The 16,057-nt window shown below is 62.9% G+C and carries 15 protein-coding genes; 8 read left to right on the top strand and 7 right to left on the bottom strand.

Going from position 1 to position 16,057, the window contains the following annotated elements:
* The first annotated feature begins 40 nt into the window (after window positions 1-40).
* A complete protein-coding gene (locus MEICH_RS28680; protein ID WP_157202728.1) occupies window positions 41-1,615 on the top strand; it encodes a Tle-like phospholipase domain-containing protein in 1,575 nt (524 codons plus the stop codon).
* Entirely contained in the window at window positions 1,612-2,124 is a 513-nt protein-coding gene (locus MEICH_RS28675) for a hypothetical protein (RefSeq protein WP_157202727.1), read from the top strand. Before MEICH_RS28680 ends, MEICH_RS28675 begins: the two co-directional genes overlap by 4 nt.
* 464 nt (window positions 2,125-2,588) lie before the next feature.
* Here MEICH_RS28675 and MEICH_RS30705 read toward each other — a convergent pair whose 3' ends face one another.
* Window positions 2,589-3,041 carry a hypothetical protein gene (locus MEICH_RS30705; protein ID WP_027892605.1) on the bottom strand — a complete coding sequence of 151 codons (453 nt, stop codon included), beginning with the start codon at window positions 3,039-3,041 and terminating at the stop codon, window positions 2,589-2,591.
* Between the two features lie 73 nt (window positions 3,042-3,114).
* Between MEICH_RS30705 and MEICH_RS0110660 the strand changes: the two genes are divergently transcribed.
* From MEICH_RS0110660 to MEICH_RS27135, 6 genes are all read left to right on the top strand, one after another.
* Window positions 3,115-5,364 (top strand): hypothetical protein, encoded by a 2,250-nt coding sequence (locus tag MEICH_RS0110660; protein ID WP_027892604.1) that lies wholly within the window; start codon window positions 3,115-3,117, stop codon window positions 5,362-5,364.
* Window positions 5,361-6,155 (top strand): hypothetical protein, encoded by a 795-nt coding sequence (locus MEICH_RS0110655; RefSeq protein WP_027892603.1) that lies wholly within the window; start codon window positions 5,361-5,363, stop codon window positions 6,153-6,155. The genes MEICH_RS0110660 and MEICH_RS0110655 overlap by 4 nt, the downstream gene beginning before the upstream one ends.
* Before the next feature lie 152 nt (window positions 6,156-6,307).
* Window positions 6,308-6,943 (top strand): hypothetical protein, encoded by a 636-nt coding sequence (locus MEICH_RS28670; protein WP_169730655.1) that lies wholly within the window; start codon window positions 6,308-6,310, stop codon window positions 6,941-6,943.
* A 278-nt stretch (window positions 6,944-7,221) separates the two neighbouring features.
* The gene (locus tag MEICH_RS0110645) at window positions 7,222-8,190 is read left to right on the top strand and encodes a hypothetical protein (RefSeq protein WP_157202725.1); all 969 of its coding nucleotides are present in this window, start codon (window positions 7,222-7,224) and stop codon (window positions 8,188-8,190) included.
* 72 nt (window positions 8,191-8,262) lie between these two features.
* Window positions 8,263-9,162: a phage tail protein gene (locus MEICH_RS0110640; RefSeq protein WP_027892600.1), complete on the top strand. Its 900-nt coding sequence runs from the start codon at window positions 8,263-8,265 to the stop codon at window positions 9,160-9,162.
* Between the two features lie 74 nt (window positions 9,163-9,236).
* Complete coding sequence (locus tag MEICH_RS27135) at window positions 9,237-13,076, top strand: FHA domain-containing serine/threonine-protein kinase (protein ID WP_027892599.1); 3,840 nt, start codon at window positions 9,237-9,239, stop codon at window positions 13,074-13,076.
* Between the two features lie 325 nt (window positions 13,077-13,401).
* Here MEICH_RS27135 and rplA read toward each other — a convergent pair whose 3' ends face one another.
* The 6 genes from rplA to MEICH_RS24605 form a co-directional block, all read right to left on the bottom strand.
* Entirely contained in the window at window positions 13,402-14,091 is a 690-nt protein-coding gene (gene rplA / locus MEICH_RS0110630) for a 50S ribosomal protein L1 (RefSeq protein WP_027892598.1), read from the bottom strand.
* A complete protein-coding gene (gene rplK / locus MEICH_RS0110625) occupies window positions 14,084-14,518 on the bottom strand; it encodes a 50S ribosomal protein L11 (RefSeq protein WP_027892597.1) in 435 nt (144 codons plus the stop codon). Before rplK ends, rplA begins: the two co-directional genes overlap by 8 nt.
* A 121-nt stretch (window positions 14,519-14,639) precedes the next feature.
* Window positions 14,640-15,197, bottom strand: a complete 558-nt coding sequence (nusG, locus tag MEICH_RS0110620) for a transcription termination/antitermination protein NusG (protein ID WP_027892596.1) — start codon at window positions 15,195-15,197, stop codon at window positions 14,640-14,642.
* On the bottom strand, window positions 15,194-15,415 hold the full coding sequence (gene secE / locus MEICH_RS0110615; protein WP_157202724.1) for a preprotein translocase subunit SecE: 222 nt from the start codon (window positions 15,413-15,415) through the stop codon (window positions 15,194-15,196). The genes nusG and secE overlap by 4 nt, the downstream gene beginning before the upstream one ends.
* Before the next feature lie 17 nt (window positions 15,416-15,432).
* Window positions 15,433-15,597, bottom strand: coding sequence for a 50S ribosomal protein L33 (gene rpmG, locus MEICH_RS0110610; protein ID WP_018467911.1), 165 nt, complete (start codon window positions 15,595-15,597; stop codon window positions 15,433-15,435).
* A gap of 122 nt (window positions 15,598-15,719) precedes the next feature.
* Window positions 15,720-16,057, bottom strand: a 338-nt coding sequence (locus MEICH_RS24605; RefSeq protein WP_036218497.1) for an EF-Tu C-terminal domain-related protein, incomplete at its 5' end; no start/stop codon positions are given.

Here is a 16,057-nt window from a genome sequence, read left to right as displayed (position 1 = left end):
TACTTACTATGAGGCAGTTCCATGTACCGGAGGAGTAAGGATGGCGCTTGATTACGAGGTTGCTTCCAGATATCCGGAATTCTTGGCGAAGGGAGTAGCTAACCAAGACAGCCAAGAGTACGAGTACTCCCTACCTCTTATCTCGGCTCAGAAGCAGTCGCCCACAATGAAGCCGGACTATCGCGAAGGTTTGGCCGAGGAAAAGCCTAGCCCTTTTGCTAGGATTCCTTCACCTCAATTAACTTACGATGCACTCCTGGAGCAAATGGCCAAACTGGCTTATGAGGATTACGTACCTTCAGCACAGGAAAATCCCAAATATGAAGTCGTTCGGCAATTTGGATATAGGCCACAGCGCACCACATATGGCCGCTTAGGCATGCAGTTACAAGTATTCCTTCCTAGTAAACCCGAATACCCTTATCCCGTCGTCGCTTTCCGAGGCACACAGGGCGGGGAGTTCAAGGTTCTGGAAGGCCAAATGGATTGGTTTACTGATGCTGACCCTCGAGGCGTAGGGTATGGGCAATTCCACGAGAACAAAGACCTCATCAGGACTCACCTGGACTATGCTCAACAAAAGGGCAAGGTTTGGCTTTGCGGACACTCGCTAGGCGGAGCACTGGCCCAGTGGACAGCATGTACTTGGCCGCAAAGCGTAGGTCACGTTGCTACGTTTCAGGCCCCGGGAATCCCTAAAGAGATGGTGGCAAAGATCGAAGCGTATAACAAAGGCAAGTCTCCGGGTGAGCAAATCACCTCGGATCACTATCGGATGAATCTAGACTTCGTGCCCCACGCAGGCCAAGCGTTTACTCCCGGCGAGGTACATCGGTTTAAGTTTCCAAATCAGCGAACCAAGACTCCTGTTTACGTCAAGCTTGGTCCTAGAACCATCGAGTTTGACATTGGTCCATTCTTAGATAATTTGGCAGACGAAGCCGCTAAAGCAGTTTGGCGAAAACTCGTTGGGACAGAGCTTACCGATGAGCTAACCATTGGGGCTCTTATGACGGCCTTTACTGGCCAGACCCACCTCACTCCCATCCTCTCAACAGCCATCGAGTCCTCACCTGATAAGCCTTTCACCCCTGAGCAAAAAGCCATTGCCAACAAAGGGCTAACCGGGGATAACCCCGTCCAGTACGTAAACACATACAGTACCGATGTTGAGAACAATGACCCGGAGCGTGTCATAGCCGAGCAACTACGGCAAATGGCGGGGCAATACATCGAGCGATTCAAAGAGGGGGTAAAGAGCGGCAGGTATAAGGCCATCTCAGGTTGGGAGGCCGCTGGCGATTTTGCCGGCGATATCGTGACCTTACCTCTCGAGCTAATAGGAGAACTTTTCGGCGAGGGGGTTATCTTTCGCGAAACCAGGAACAACGCTAAGCAGGCGACAGCCTACATTCTGGGCAGCGCCGCGCTCAGTGTAGAGGAGTACGATAAAGCCTACCGGCAAGTAGAGGCGTGGGTGAGGCAGGCAAAAAGTTTACAGGAGGCACTAAAGTTAGGAAGCCGCATTGAACAAATGGCTATATCAAGAGAAATCAAAGATGATCTCAAACGGCGTATTGAGCAAATTTGGTACTCATGGCATCCAGGTCAATGAAGGTGACCATGACGAGGCCCGCGCTAATAGTAACAACCCTACTGCTAACAGCAGTCGGCATTGCTTATGTGCAAGGGGGCATCAACAAAATGAACGGGACACTCAGCCCAAAACAACTCTACGATAATCTGATCACATCCCTCCAGCAAGTCGTTACCCTTAAGGAAATCAGGTGCCCAGAGGTAATGGAGAGCTCTGTGAGGCGCAACAGAGAGGACGGTGGTGATTTTCTATGTTTTCAGCTGATTTCTGGTGAGCCGGACAAGTACCAGCGCCTCCAGGAACTTCAGAAAGCTCTAGACCGCGTGCTACGCAGGGAGTTTTCGCCCAAAACCGGGTGGCGTGAAAACTACGGCTATATAGGACGCAGTTATCGCCTAGTAAACCATCCTGGATGGTATCTGCTTATTGATTTTGGCCCTCGGGTACTCGAGCAAGAATCCTATAGTAGGTTGGGCATTACCCTTGAGGGGGATGTCGTGAGTTTTTCGCTGGGCTACGATCCATAAGCAATCCTAAGGGTTAGGTTTAGGGGTTCTCAATGAGGGGCTTGCTATGGTTGGGGGTTCTAATAATCAGCCTTGCTGGTCTTTTCAGGGCAGAGAAGGTAGGTATCCTGATGGTAGGAAAAATTCCTAGAGAACTTTACGATCAAGTTCTCACTACCCTATAAACAAAAGTCAGACTTAGAGAGACTAAATGCCCCAGTGTTCTGGATGAGTTCATCAAAGAAGACTTCAAGCAAGGGGGTGCAACATTTTGCTTTCAGTTCATCAGTTTCAAAAGCGATAAGTACGAGCATTCGCCGAGTTTCGCGCGGCTCTGGAGCAATCCGTACCCAGAAACTTTAGAGTCATCTTCGGCCGGCAGGAAGACTATGGTAGTACGCACGGCACTATGCCGTCAGCGATTTGCCGGGTTGGTCTTTTGCTGTTGACTTCACTCCAAGGGCCATCGCTCAAGGCGAATCCGATTACCACGATACCAAACTCGAAATAGACGTGCGCCCGGGTGGGCTATGAAGATGGATCTCGATGAGCCCCCAGTGCCGCAGGGGCGCCGAGGGCGTCATCGCCTGTGCGTGGACAATGCCATCCCCGAATAGCGCGAAGGCCAGGCCGAAACTCGGGTAGCGCGACTCCGCCAGCCCACAAGCCTGGGCACACGCCGGCAGGAAGTCGGGCTCCAGCTCGGCCCCCGCGCACAGCAGAAGGACGTTCCGCTCGAAAGCCCCCAGGCCCAGCGCCTCGCAAAGGCGGGCCAGGGCGGTGTCTTCCGCCAGCGTTTGGCTCAAGGGGGGGAGCCGGGACTCGAGGTCGCGTTCCCCGAAAGGCCGGCTGGCCTCAGCCTTGATGAGCGCTACCAGTAGCCTTAGCCCTATGCCGCCGGACAGTGGTCGAATTCCCTGGTCTTGTAGCCCGTTCACGCAGCACCCACCTTACATAAAACCCAACCCTTATTTCCTGGCAAACATCCAGGCATGTGATTATACTGGTTCCATGTCTTCACGGTCGTGGCTCGAGGAAGAACCTGCGCACTCTCTCCCTTTTGCCCAGATCAAGCCTGAACCCACCGCCATTCCCGATGCTGCCCCGGAACCCGCCCCCCTCCCCGCCCGTCCCCCAGACCCGGGGCGAGCCGAGCGGGAGGTGGCGTACTGGCAGAACCGGCACCAGCAGGCCAGGAAAGGCGGCGAACCCTGGACCCGCACCTACAAAGCCTCCCTCCGCGGCTTCGAACTCTTCCTCACCCTCTACCGCCTGGCCGACGGCACGCTGTGGGGCCTGTACTGGGTACGCACCTCCCAAAGCCAGGGCACGGCCCGGCAGTGGCCGCTCAGGGGCAAGTTGCTCCAAGACGGCAGTTTCCACCTCGAGGGCACCGCCAACTCCGCCAAGTTCCACGGGCGCTACAACCCCGACAACACCCTCTCCGTCGGCGAGTTCCGCCGGGTGCGGGGCGAACGGGACAGCGAGGAGAACGGGGAAACCGACGACGTGGTGCTGGAGGGGCTGCGGCTCGAGCCCCTCACCCCCATGGAGCCTTTCCGGAGCCTGCCAAGCTGGGCTCAGGGGCAAGAGGGAGAGGAAACGGCAGGAACGGCTACGACCGCCCCACAGGCCCAACCCCAAGCCCAGCCCCAGCAACCGAAGGAAGAAACCGCCCCACCCGCCCCGCAACCGCGCCAACCCCAGCCTTCCCCACCGCCCCAACCACAACCAGGCCAACAGGCCCCACAACCCCCACAAGCCTCCGCCGGCAAGGCTTGGAGCGAGCGCCACAGTTTCGAGGGCAAGCTGAGCGCGGGGAACGCCAACGTCACCATCCACTTCAGCGAAGTGTTCAAAAAGGCCGACGGCACCTTGCTGGGCAACTTCAGCACCCCCAGCGGGAATGGGCACTTCTTCGGCACGCTCGAGGCCGACGGCACGGTGGAGTTCACCGCGAAATACGACACGGGGAAGTTCCAGGGACAGACCCGGCAATTCCGCAATGGGCGTCTCAGCTTCAGCCCAGGGGGCAAGCCCAAGACCCTCGAGGGGGAGTGGCTGGGCAAGGATGAGGAGGGAAAGGACACCATCTACCGACTTACGGCTGTGTGGGCACCCAACCGTATCCCCCAGCCTCGGGCTTCAGTGACCTCGAGTTGGATAGTAGATGCATGGAAAGCAAACATCGGGGCTAGAGGCATCCCCAAAACCTTCACCCCCGAGGTGGCCGAGGCCATCCTATGGGCGGCCGGTGAGCTAGGGGTCAATCCCAACGATCTGGCCGCCTGTATAGCGTTCGAAAGCAAGAACTCCTTCTCACCCAGCCAACCCAATCTAGGCGGCGGCAGTGCAGTAGGGCTGATCCAATTCACATCTGATAGTATCCAGCGAATGCGCGAATGGCTGACTACCTGGGCATCTACTCGCACTCTAGGCAAGGAAATTAAGGCAGACATCCAGAAGTATGGCTGGCAGGTAAGCAAGCTCAGCCGAGACAATTTGATGCGCATGTCGGTTCAGGAGCAGATTCGCTACGTGGTCTTGCACTTCAAATCCCACAAACTTCCGCCAGGGGCTGACCTCGCGCAAATCTACAAAAGCATCATCGCCCCCTTCGCTCCCAACGATGAGGCGCTATATACAAAGGTGGCAAATCCTGACAAGTATGCCGAAAACCAGGGCTTGGACCTCAATAAGGATGGAGCGATCTCGAAGTCGGAAGCGGTGAGGAAGATTCACAACAACAACCACGTACTTCAATACTTCCTGCCTGTAGGCAACCACGAAATCCTCCAAGCGGCGCTAGAGAGCCTGAGCGGCGATGACACCGAGAAGCATGGGTATCACTGCCTAAAATGGGTCAGGGAGGTGCTGGAAAAGACGGACTACGCTAAGCTATATAGGCCATACCGCAGAGAAACTGCTAAGGACGCGGGCCTTGCTTTCAGAACCTCGCCATACTGGCATGAGTTTGACGCCTCTAAGCTTCAACCTGGAGACATTATCTTCTGGCTTAAAGGGTCATTCTACACCGAGAGCAACGGTCAACAAAAAGAAGGAGGGCACGTCGGAATCTACATCGGTGGCGGAAAAGTAGCCAGTAATAATGTCATTGATTGGAACAAGAGTGGTAAAAAGGACGCGAGAGGGTTACAGACCATCGAAGCACTGGAGGACAAGGCCAAGGGCGGCCCGCCGGATGGTTTTGTTCGTTTCTCGCCAGAGGATCTTGAACGCGAGGGAGAGGCCAGTCAGTGAGAAAAGCCCTAATTTTAGCTCTCTGGGTCATCAGCTTAACAGGCCTTTTGGGCATGACCAAGCCCTTTATTCTCTCACAGGTCGACTTCAGGAGCTGGCCCTTCATACCGCCCCCGTCCGGCTCCAAGGAGCAGCGCGCGGCCGAGGAGATACTCAGGAGGGATGGCTACTACCCCAGGGCATCAGAATGGCTGCTCGGTTACATCGAAGGGTCCTTCACCCAGCCCAAGGTCAAGGAGAAGATCCTGCTGTACAACCAGGACAAGCCCTCCTTCGGTGATGAGGTATCGCCCTATCAGGCGACTTATAGTAAAGCCATCTTGATCAGTAACTTTGATCTCGTTGACTCGCCGCCAGGTGCGACCGTCGGGGTTAGCGCCATTCACTATACGACCGCAGGCCACTACATCGCCAACGTGGGGGACCTCAACGCGGACGGCCGGGACGAGATATTACGGGTGCACGAGCGCGTGAGGCTGACCCAGGAGGGCGGGGTGTTCTGGCTGGACGCGGACATCGTCAACTACAGCCGCGGTTCGGGCAAGCTATTCGGTTTGTTGGTTGAAGTGAAGTACGCGGAGCTGCCCGAGGTGCTCGTCTCAGAGTGCCCTAGCTACCCGAAAATCCGGACGGCCCGCGTGGTCTCGAAGGTGCTAACCTTCGAGAAAAACGCCGTGGTCCTCAAGAGCTACACCGCGCCCTGTGTCGATAAAACGGATCACCCACCCCTGAACACCTTCAAGCCCATCGGGACCGAGCGGGTACAGCTCAAGAAGTTCCCCGCCCGGTGAGGCGTGCCCCCGCGACACCCTTACGGCTCAAGAATGAGACGGAGAGATCCCCGCTCGAGGAGGCGCCTGGACGGCGGCGGATCACCTCGGGTAAAGAGCAGGTTCTCGGCTGGTTGCGTAAGGGGTAGTGATCGCTAATGCGAAGGTTGGGATTGCTCGGCTTGATACTTTTCCTAAGCCTGGGTTTGTCGGTCAGCGCCGAAGGCCCGATCTACGGCACAAAGGCGACTATTGAAGGCACGAGCTTTTGCAAGAAATTCTCATGCAAGCTTGTCTCCCGTGGAAAACTGGACCTGATAGGTGGGACAACGGCGGACTACACCGTAGTTTATCCCATCGATCCGTACTCACGTAGGCGTGATGGGCAAGAGACCATTATTGGCATCCTCTGGGATAAGAATGGAAGAATCATCGGCTTTCAAATCCAGTTCAAGGAAAGATTTCTAGATAACGGGTTAGGATTTTATGATGTTCAACTCGCAATTGACCTCGTAGCACTGATGATTGGAAAACAGTACCGAAATGCGCCCAACATGGGTGATGACTTCAACTCAGGGTGCTTTGGTTACTTGAGCCGCAAAACCGATCTCCACGTGATGGCTAAGGGGAGCATCACCCCCGCGGGCTCGAGCAAGCCCAAGCCGTACGTCCTGTATTGCGCCATCGTGCCCAGTTCCAAGTACCCCTACCGCCGGGTTCAGGAGATACCTGACGAGATGCTCGCCCCGGATCGGGGGGCGCTCGAGGTTGTTCCATACCTAGAGCTATACGAGAAGGTGAATTATTGACCCCATTTCGGAAAAGAAGAGCGCCCGGCGCAACAAGGACACGGCGAGGAGCAGGGCAAAAGGGAATAAAGGGAACAGACCAATGGCGGCCCGCCCGATCTACCTTCCCCTAAGGGGTACACCATTAAAGTAGAACCTACTCGAGTAGGAAGAACTTCCGTAAGGTGCCAGCTCTTATGGAAAGATGGCGTGTTCGAGGCACGCTGCCCATGAATACCTCTTCGTTAGGTAAGGGTTGTGCGACCTTAAATGTCAAATAGGAAGGGTGCTTGACCTTTATGGGTAAAGACAAACCAGATAAAGCTCGCAAGTCGCGGCTTACAAAGCGGGTTTGGGCTGTAGCTGCTGTCATCGGGTTAGGACTGGCGGGTCTCGGGCTCTATCGGGTCAGCTATACCTCGTCAGGAAATCTTGTTCCCCCACTGCCCGAGGCTTCAGAGCGCTCCCTCGGAGTCCCCCCGGACACAACCCCCAACCCAACGAAGCCCAAGGACGATCTGGTCTATGAGCGGGTAGACCCCAACACCGAGACGCCCGGCCCGCCGTTCTACCGGCTGGTCGCACGGTCGGGGGATCGGGCTTACGTCGTTATTGACGAGAAGGAGGAAATCTGCTTCTACGACCTCTACCCCAAGGACTTCGACGAGGACGGGTACAGCGACGTGCTAATTCGTATGAACGGGGGGTGCGGCGGGAACTGCTGCCTGGATGAATACTTCTTCGTATCGCACCGGGGGAACGGACGCTTCAGCCGTAGCAAGCCTTTCGGCTATGCCTACAAGGAACCTAAGATCGAGCGGCACCGTGGCCGGTGGAGCGTCGTGGTCGAGGTACGTAACGAAGGGTTCAACACCGATGACCCTATCGACGTGCGTGAGCGGTACGTCCTCGAGGACGGCAACGCCGTGCTGGTGGAGAAAAGCGAGCTCAAACCTCTTCTTGCCCTCGCCGAGATGAAGTCCGAGGAGCTTTCGGACCTCACCGCCGCCGAGGAGCGAAGTTTGCGGTACGACCTCGACGGCGACGGCACGGACGACCAGATTATCGGAAGCTTCTGGGCAAGGTGGGGGCGCATTTCCTGGAGGGTGCAGTTCTCCAGCGGCCTCTCCTTCGACGACAATCGCGCCTGCAAGCGGATCGGCGTGCTGGCCTCGAGGAGCCAAGGGGTGCACGACCTGGTTTGCGACCTGGCGACCGTCTACCGGTGGGATGGCAAGACCTACGTGAGGCAGGAGCCCGAGCCTTAGTATTTGCGAACCGATTACGAAAGATAAAATGCTAACTTTTTCTAGAGTTGGTAAACTGCGGCTCGAGCGAAGATGGATACCTCCAGAGGCCAAATCATCGTCCAGCTTCAAGGGGCCACCGTCCAGACGGTGGACCTCACCGCCGACTCCCTCACCATCGGCCGGGTGCCCGACAACGGGCTGGTGCTTCCCATCCCTCCCGTCAGCCGACATCACGCCGAGCTCCGGCTGACGGCGCAGGGGCCGGTGATCATCGACCTCGGCTCGACCAACGGGACCTACGTGGGGGGCGTGCGGCTGGTGGCGCACCAGGAGTTCCCGCTGATCCCCGGCATCCCGGTGCAGATCGGCCCCTTCGTGCTGACCTACTCCCCCGCCGCCGCCCCCGCGGTCGAGCCCGAAGCACAGCCCGTGAGCCTGGCCCCCGTCCCCGAAGTCGAGGTGGCGGTGGAGGAGCGCCCCCCGGCCCCGGCCCGGCCGACCTATCCCGTGCCGCTGCCGTCGGTGGCCCCGTCCCGCTACCTGCAGTACCTCCCCGTCATTTTTCACGACGGGGACTTCCTGGGGCGCTTCCTGCAGATCTTCGAGGGGATCTGGGAGCCGCTCGAGTGGCGCCTGGACCACCTGCCCATGTACTTCGACCCCCGCACCGCCCCGGCTTCGATGGTGAACTGGCTGGGGAGCTGGCTGGGGCTGGAGCTGGATGAACGCTGGCCCGAGGAGCGGCGGCGCAGGCTGGTGGCGGAGGGGATGGACCTGTTGCGGTGGCGGGGCACCCGCTACGGGCTCAGCCGCTGGATCGAGACGTGCACGGGGATCAGCCCATCCATCGAGGAGCTCCCGGAGCAACCCTTCGTCTTCCGGGTTCGGCTCGAGGTGCCCCCGGGCAGGGAGCTCGACCCCGAGTTGCTGACCGAACTGATCGAAACCCATAAGCCCGCCCATGCCGGGTACGTGTTAGAGTTGGTCTGAAATCTAGGAGCTCGGTCGTGGAGAGTGGAAGCAATACAACAGACCGTCGGGTCGGGGAGCGCGTCGGCAAGTACATGCTCCAAAACTTGCTGGGCGAGGACCACCTGGGCAAAGCGTTCGCGGCCCTGGACACCGAGCTCGGCCGCCCCGCGCTGGTGCGGCTGATGCCGCGCACGGCGCGGCAGGCACAACGCCTGCGGGAGCTCGGGCAGGCCCTGCTGGGGCTCAAGCACCCCAACGTCGTCGAGACCTACGACTGCGGGGAGGGCGGGGACTTCGTGTTCATCGCCAGCGAGCGCCCGCCGGAGGGCAGCCTGCAGACGCTGCTGCACCGCTACGCCAAGGCGGGGGAGCGCCTTCCCCTGCAGCAGGGCCTCGAGCTCGTGCGCGACGCGGCGGCGGCGCTGGAGGAGGCCCACAAGCGGGGGATCGTCCACGCCGACGTGCGGCCCGCCAACCTGCTGCTGTGGCGCACGGGCCTGCTCGAGCACTACACCCTCAAGGTCGGCAACTTCGGGATGGCGTTGCTGGAGAGCCCCGGGGGTCTGGAGGACCTCGAGCACTTCAAGGGCGTCCCTACCCACCTGGCCCCCGAACGCTTCCAGGGGCTACCCCCCACCGTCCACAGCGACATCTACGCGCTGGGGGTGGTGCTCTACGAGGTCGCCACCGGGCTGCTGCCCTTCGAGGCCAAGGACGTGCGGGACGCGGCCATCCGCCACATCTACGCCCAGCCGGTCCCGCCCCGCCAGATCGTGCCGCAGATGCCCGAGGCCCTCGAGCGCGTCATCCTGCGGGCCTTGGCCAAGAAGCCCATCGACCGCTTCACCGACATGGGCGAGCTGCGCGACGCCCTGCAGGGGCTGCTCGACCGCAGCGTCCCCTCCCAGCCCCGCCCCACCCTGCGCCTGAGCCCGGAGGCGGCCGAGGTCACCCCGCCCAGCGTCACCCCTCCCGAAGGCCCGAGCTCGAGCCCCCGCCTGAGCCTGTGCGACGCCCAGGGCCAGGTCCTGCGCGTGATCGAGCTCGGCCGCGGCGGCCTGCGGATCGGGCGGTTGGAGGGCAACGACGTGGTGCTCGAGTCCGAGCGGGTTTCCCGCCACCACCTGCGGGTGGACTGGGACGGCGAGCGCGTCGACGTCACCGACTTAGGCTCCACCAACGGCACCTGGCTCTACGGCGGCGGCCCGCCCCGGCAACTGCTGCCCCAGGCGCCCAGCCCCTGGCCCTGGCGCAGCCTGGTGTACCTGGCCCCCTTCTGGCTGCGGCTCGACCCCCCGACGTCGGCGGGCGGCCAGCGCATCGGGGTGAGCCTCGAGGCCGAGGAGCTCACCCTCCTCCCCGGCGAGCCGGCCCGCCTGCGGGTCAAGCTGATCAACCTGGGCACCCTGGTCGACCACTTCCGGCCGGAGGTGGAGGGGGTCCCCGAGGCCTGGCTGCTGGAACGGCCCGAGGTCCAGCTCAACCCCGGGCAGCAGGCCACCGTGCCCCTCGCCGTGCAGGTGCCGCGCGGCCCCGAGGCCCGGGCGGGCGAGTACCGCCTCAAGGTGCTGGCCCGCTCCCGAGAAAACCCGCGCGAGGCGGGGTCGGCCCCGGCCTGTTGGAGGATCTTGCCCTTCGCCGAGCACCGGCTGAGCCTCGAGCCCCCCGTCGCCACCGCCCGCCGCACCGCTGTGTACCGGGTCCGGCTGGTCAACACCGGCAACGCGCCCGCCCGCTACGGCCTCCTGGCCGGCGACGAGCAGCACCAGCTCGGTTACCGCTTCGACGACCGCGACGCGCCGGCCCTCGAGCTCAACGAGCGGCAACGCAACCTGCTGCTGCGCTGGTTCCGCATGGCGACGCGCCCGCTGGAAAACGCCCTGCGCAGCCTGTGGGAGCGCACGCTGGGCCCCGTCCTGCGGCGGGCGCAGTGGTACAAGCAGCAGCTCGAGGAGTTCAGCGGCCACGACCCCAACGCCCGTAAACCGCCCGCGGCCCCGCGCCCCGAACGGCCCGAGCTGGCCCCGCAGTTCCGGCTCGAGCCCGGCCAGAGCGTCGAGGTCCCGCTGCGGGTGCGGGCTCCGCTGCGGCTCTTCGGCGCCGTGCGCCCCTACAGCTTCCAGGTGCGCACCGAGGCGCTGGAGTTGCCCGAGGGCGCCGAGGCCAAGCCGCTCAGCGAGGGTGCCCAGTTCAACCACCGGGGCATGCTGCCGGCGTGGACCGTGCCGGCGCTGCTCGTGCTGCTCGGCCTGCTGGGGTGGTGGTGGACGCGGCCCCCGAGCATCACCCGCTTCGCCCTCGAGCCCGCCCAGCCCTACGCTGGACAGCCGGTCACGCTGCACTACCGGGTCAGCGGCGCCAAACGGCTCGAGCTGCGCCCGCTGGGGATCAGCCTCGACCCTCAGGGCGAGCGCTACGCCCTCGAGAAGGGCTTCCAGGCCCCCGCCGACCTCACGCTGGTGGCCTACGGGCGCTGGCGCAACAGCCAGGAGCGCCTCGCCGTGGCCGTGCGCGAACGCCCGGCCGACCCGCCGGTGATCGAGGCCTTCGAGGCCACCCCGCGCGAGCTGTACCAGGGCCAGCCGGTGCTGCTGCGATGGAAGGTGCGCGGGGCCCAGAGCGTCACGCTCGAGCCCCTCGGCACCGTGAAGGCCAGCGGCAGCTACCAGGACAAGCCCGACGCCACCCTCACCTACCGGCTGGTCGCCGTCAACCGCGAGCAGCGGGTCGAGCGCAACCTCAGGGTCACGGTGCGGGTTCCCGCCCCGCGCATCGAGGGCTTCAGCATCAAGCCCCTGCGCGTGACCCGGGGCGACGGCGCGACCCTCACCTTCTTCTGGCGCACCGCCAACGCCGCCTCCGTCGAGCTCGACGGCGTGGGCACGGTAGGCCCCAGCGGCTCGCAGCAGCTCGCCGCCCCCGAGCAGACCACCGAGTTCACCCTGCGGGCGCGCAACGCCGCGGGCGAGGAGGCCGTGCGTAAGGTGCGGGTCGAGGTGGTCGAACCCGCCGTGGCCGCACCCCCGGCCCCGCCGCCACCCTCTGCCGGCAACCCCGCCGCCCCGCAGGCCGCCGCCCCGCCCGCCGCGGGGGCCAAGCCCGCCCCGGTGATCGAGCGCTTCCAGGCCTCGGCCCTCGAGCTCGCCCAGGGCCAGAAGCTCACCCTGAGCTGGAAGGTGCTCAACGCCCGGACCGTGCGCATCCCGGCCCTCGGCCCCGACCCCCTGCCGGCCCAGGGCAGCCGGGTGGTCACCGCCAGGGCCAGCACCACCTACACGCTTCAGGCCGCGGGCGAGGGCGGCCAGGCCCAGCAGAGCCTCCAGGTCACGGTGCGGCCCGCGCCCGTCCGCGAGGCCTGGTACGACAACATCTTCGGCAGCATCGAGCTCGAGCGCGAGGGCGAGCGGGTGCGGGGCAGCTACCGCAACGTGGCAAACGGGGCTAAGGGGACCATCGAGGGCGTGCTCGAGGCCGGCGTCCTGCGCGGCACCTACACCGCCGGCACCAGCCGCCGCAGCTTCGAGTGGACCCTCACCCCCGACGGCCGGGGCTTCAACGGCGTGGCGGGCGAGCTCGGCCGCTGGTGCGGCGCCCGCAAGGGCAGCCCCCTGCCCGACGGCTGCGGCTACCAGGGCGAGTGGACCACCCACTTCGCCGCGCGCGACAACTGCTCCATGCAGCTAAGGCACGTCGAGAACCGCATCAGCGGCAGCTTCTGCGAGGGCAGTCTTTCGGGCGCGGTGCGCTACGAGGCGGGCCGCATGGTCGCCGAGGGGACCTGGAATTCCAGCATCACCGGGGCCCAGGGCCGCTTCCGCTTCGAGCTGACCTCCATCGACACCCTGCAGTTCCGGGGCAACGCGCACAACCTCGAGTGGTGCGGCTGGCGCGAGGGGCTGCCCAGGCCGGCGCAGTGCGGTCTGGAGCGCTAGGGGTATGCCGATAGCCAATAGCCGATAGCCAACCCTGAAGGCGAAAGCTGAAGACTGCTCGTGGGGGCGAGCCGGTGGCTCGCCCCCTTCATCACCCGGAAATTACCTTGACTCGCCGTGTTCGACGTGGCGTCCGGCTATCAACAACTCCCCCATCAAAAAAGCTCCCCGTAAAGGGGAGCTTCGGCGTGAGGGCTTTATCGCGGGAACCGCTTTAAGTAGCTCCGGCGTGAGTTTGTCACCCTGCCGTTCTGACAAACTCACGCCGGAGCCCTCATTCTCCCTTCGGTCGGGGTGACTTCTGACAAAGTCACCCTGGAGAAACCTAGCTGTTGGGGTTGACCCGGATGCTGGGCCCCATGGTGGTGGTGATGTAGACGGTGCGGAGGTAGGTGCCCTTGGCGCCTTCGGGCTTCACGCCCTCGACGGCCTTGAGGAAAGCCCGCACGTTCTCGGCGATCTGGCTGGGGCTGAAGCTGGCCTTGCCCACCGGGCCGTGGACCACGCCGGTCTTGTCGTTGCGGAACTCGATGCGGCCGGCCTTGATGGCCTTGACCATGTCGCCGATGTTGAAGCCCACGGTGCCGGCCTTGGGGTTGGGCAGCAGGCCCTTGGGGCCGAGCACGCGGCCGAGCTTGGAGCCCACCGCGCCCATCACGTCGGGGGTGGCGACCACGGCGTCGAAGTCGGAGCGGCCGTCGAGGATCTCCTGGATGATCTCCTCGCCCGCGGCGATGTCGGCGCCGGCTTCGCGGGCCTCCGTGATCTTTTCGCCCTTGGCGATGGCCAGCACCCGCACGGTGCGGCCGGTGCCATGGGGCAGCGCCACAGTCGAACGCACGTTCTGGTCGGACTTCTTGGCGTCGATGCCCAGCTTGACGTGCACCTCGACGGTCTCATCGAAACGGGCCGACTTGATCTGGGGGATCAGGGCGGCGGCTTCCTCGATGGTGTAGATCTTGTTGAAGTCCACCTTCTCGAGGAGCGCGCGGTAGCGCTTACCGTGCTTAGGCATTGGGCACCCCCACGACTTCCAGCCCCATGCTGCGGGCCGAACCGGCGATCTGGTGGGCGGCGGCCTCGAGGTCGGTGGCGTTCATGTCGGGCAGCTTCTGCTTGGCGATGGCCAGGCACTGCTCCCAGGTGATCTTGCCGGCCTTGTCGCGGCCGGGCTTCTGGCTGCCCTTCTCGATCCCCGCGGCCTTGCGGATGAGGTAGGAGGCGGGCGGGGTCTTGGTAATGAAGGTGAAGGAGCGGTCGGAGTAGATGGTGATCTCCACCGGCACGATGGCGTCACCCATGTTGGCCGAGGCCGCGTTGAAGGCCTTCACGAACTCCATGATGTTGGCCCCGTGCTGGCCCAGGGCGGGGCCCACGGGCGGCGCGGGGGTTGCTTTTCCAGCCGGAAGCTGGAGCTTGACCATTGCTTGTACCTTCTTCATTTGTTTCTCCTTTGGCTCCCTCGAACTTCGAGGTGTTATCGCCGGCGCCCTGGGGGCGCTGTCTAGGGCCGAGGCTTAAAGAAACACCCTCGACGCTGGACTCCAAACCTGCACCGCTCGCTCAGGAGCGGACCACCTGGGCGAAGTCGAGTTCCACGGGGGTCTCGCGCCCGAAGATCGAGACCAACACCTTGACCTTGTTGCGCTCGGAGTTGATCTCGCTGACGACGCCGGTGAAGTCGGCGAAGGGGCCGCTGATGACGCGCACCACCTCGCCCTCCTTGAAGGAGACCTGGGGCTTGGGGGTTTCCTTCTTCCCGGCGAGCCCGCTGACCTCGAGCAGGTGCTGCACCTCGTCGGGGCTCAGCGGCACCGGGTGGGTGGCGGTGCCCACGAAGCCGGTGACCCCGGGGGTGCCGCGCACCACCTCGTAGGCCTCGTTGACCTCCCCCGCCTCGTCGCCGAGATCGACCTGTACGTAGACATAGCCCGGGTAGAGCTTGCGGCGAACGACCTCCTTCTTGCCGCCCTCGCGGTGCTCCACCACCTCTTCCGCCGGGATCAGCACCTGAAAGATCTTGTCCTGCATGTTCAGGGCCTTGACCCGCTTCTCGAGGTTCTGCTTGACTTTGTCCTCGTAGCCCACGTAGGTGTGGACCGCGTACCATTCGATGCTCATCGGTTGATCAGCCCCGTCAGGAAGCGGAAAACCAGGTCGTAGAGGCCCAGGATGACCATGGCGAAGAACGCGAAGAGCAGGATGGCCTGGGTCGACTGGATGATCTCCTCGCGGGTAGGCCAGGTGACCCGGGCCAGCTCCGCGCGGGCCTCACGGAAGTAGTTGACGATCCGCGTCAGGAGAGGACGGCGAGGGGTGTTACCGGTGCGTTCTGCCACGAGAACCTCCCGAACCCTCAGACCTTGACTTCTTTGTGCGGCAGGTGCTTGTTGCACCAGGGGCAGAACTTCTTGAGCTCGAGCTTGCCCGTGGTGTTGCGCCGGTTCTTCTCGGTCGCGTAGTTGCGGCGCTTGCACTCGGTGCACTCGAGCAAGAGCTTGATCCTCACATCGCTAGCCATCTTTTCTCACCTTCTTTGGCCCGCGGGCGGCTAAGAGCGCCCGCAAGACCTCTCCTCAGGGCGCTTGCCCAGCCAGCGCCACACTTCGCGCCACTGGCTGGGCCCGCCCGCAAGCACTGGGTTTACTCCAGGATCTTGGCGACGACGCCGGCGCCGACGGTGCGGCCGCCCTCGCGGATGGCGAAGCGCAGGCCCTCCTCCATGGCGATGGGCTTGATGAGCTCGACGGTGAAGGTGACGTTGTCGCCGGGCATCACCATCTCCACCCCCTTGGGCAGCTCGACCACCCCGGTCACGTCGGTGGTGCGGAAGTAGAACTGCGGCCGGTAGTTGGTGAAGAACCCGGTGTGCCGGCCCCCCTCCTCCCGCTTCAGCACGTACACCGAGGCCTCGAACTTGGTGTGCGGGGTCACGCTGCCCGGCTTGGCCAGCACCTGCCCCCGCTCGACCTCCTCGCGGC

Source organism: Calidithermus chliarophilus DSM 9957 (genome assembly GCF_000430045.1).
GTDB lineage: Bacteria > Deinococcota > Deinococci > Deinococcales > Thermaceae > Calidithermus > Calidithermus chliarophilus.
The sequence above is the reverse complement of the archived record's forward strand: the minus strand, read 5'-3'. Positions and strand labels throughout refer to the sequence as shown.

Excerpts from the sequence above, each read along its gene's own strand:
- MEICH_RS0110645 (WP_157202725.1), top strand. The coding sequence starts at position 7,222 with ATGGGTAAAGACAAACCAGATAAAGCTCGCAAGTCGCGGCTTACAAAG.
- MEICH_RS27135 (WP_027892599.1), top strand. The coding sequence starts at position 9,237 with ATGCTCCAAAACTTGCTGGGCGAGGACCACCTGGGCAAAGCGTTCGCG.
- MEICH_RS28680 (WP_157202728.1), top strand. The coding sequence starts at position 41 with ATGGCGCTTGATTACGAGGTTGCTTCCAGATATCCGGAATTCTTGGCG.
- MEICH_RS0110660 (WP_027892604.1), top strand. The coding sequence starts at position 3,115 with ATGTCTTCACGGTCGTGGCTCGAGGAAGAACCTGCGCACTCTCTCCCT.
- rpmG (WP_018467911.1), bottom strand. The coding sequence starts at position 15,597 with ATGGCTAGCGATGTGAGGATCAAGCTCTTGCTCGAGTGCACCGAGTGC.
- nusG (WP_027892596.1), bottom strand. The coding sequence starts at position 15,197 with ATGAGCATCGAATGGTACGCGGTCCACACCTACGTGGGCTACGAGGAC.
- MEICH_RS28675 (WP_157202727.1), top strand. The coding sequence starts at position 1,612 with ATGAAGGTGACCATGACGAGGCCCGCGCTAATAGTAACAACCCTACTG.
- rplK (WP_027892597.1), bottom strand. The coding sequence starts at position 14,518 with ATGAAGAAGGTACAAGCAATGGTCAAGCTCCAGCTTCCGGCTGGAAAA.
- rplA (WP_027892598.1), bottom strand. The coding sequence starts at position 14,091 with ATGCCTAAGCACGGTAAGCGCTACCGCGCGCTCCTCGAGAAGGTGGAC.
- MEICH_RS0110640 (WP_027892600.1), top strand. The coding sequence starts at position 8,263 with ATGGATACCTCCAGAGGCCAAATCATCGTCCAGCTTCAAGGGGCCACC.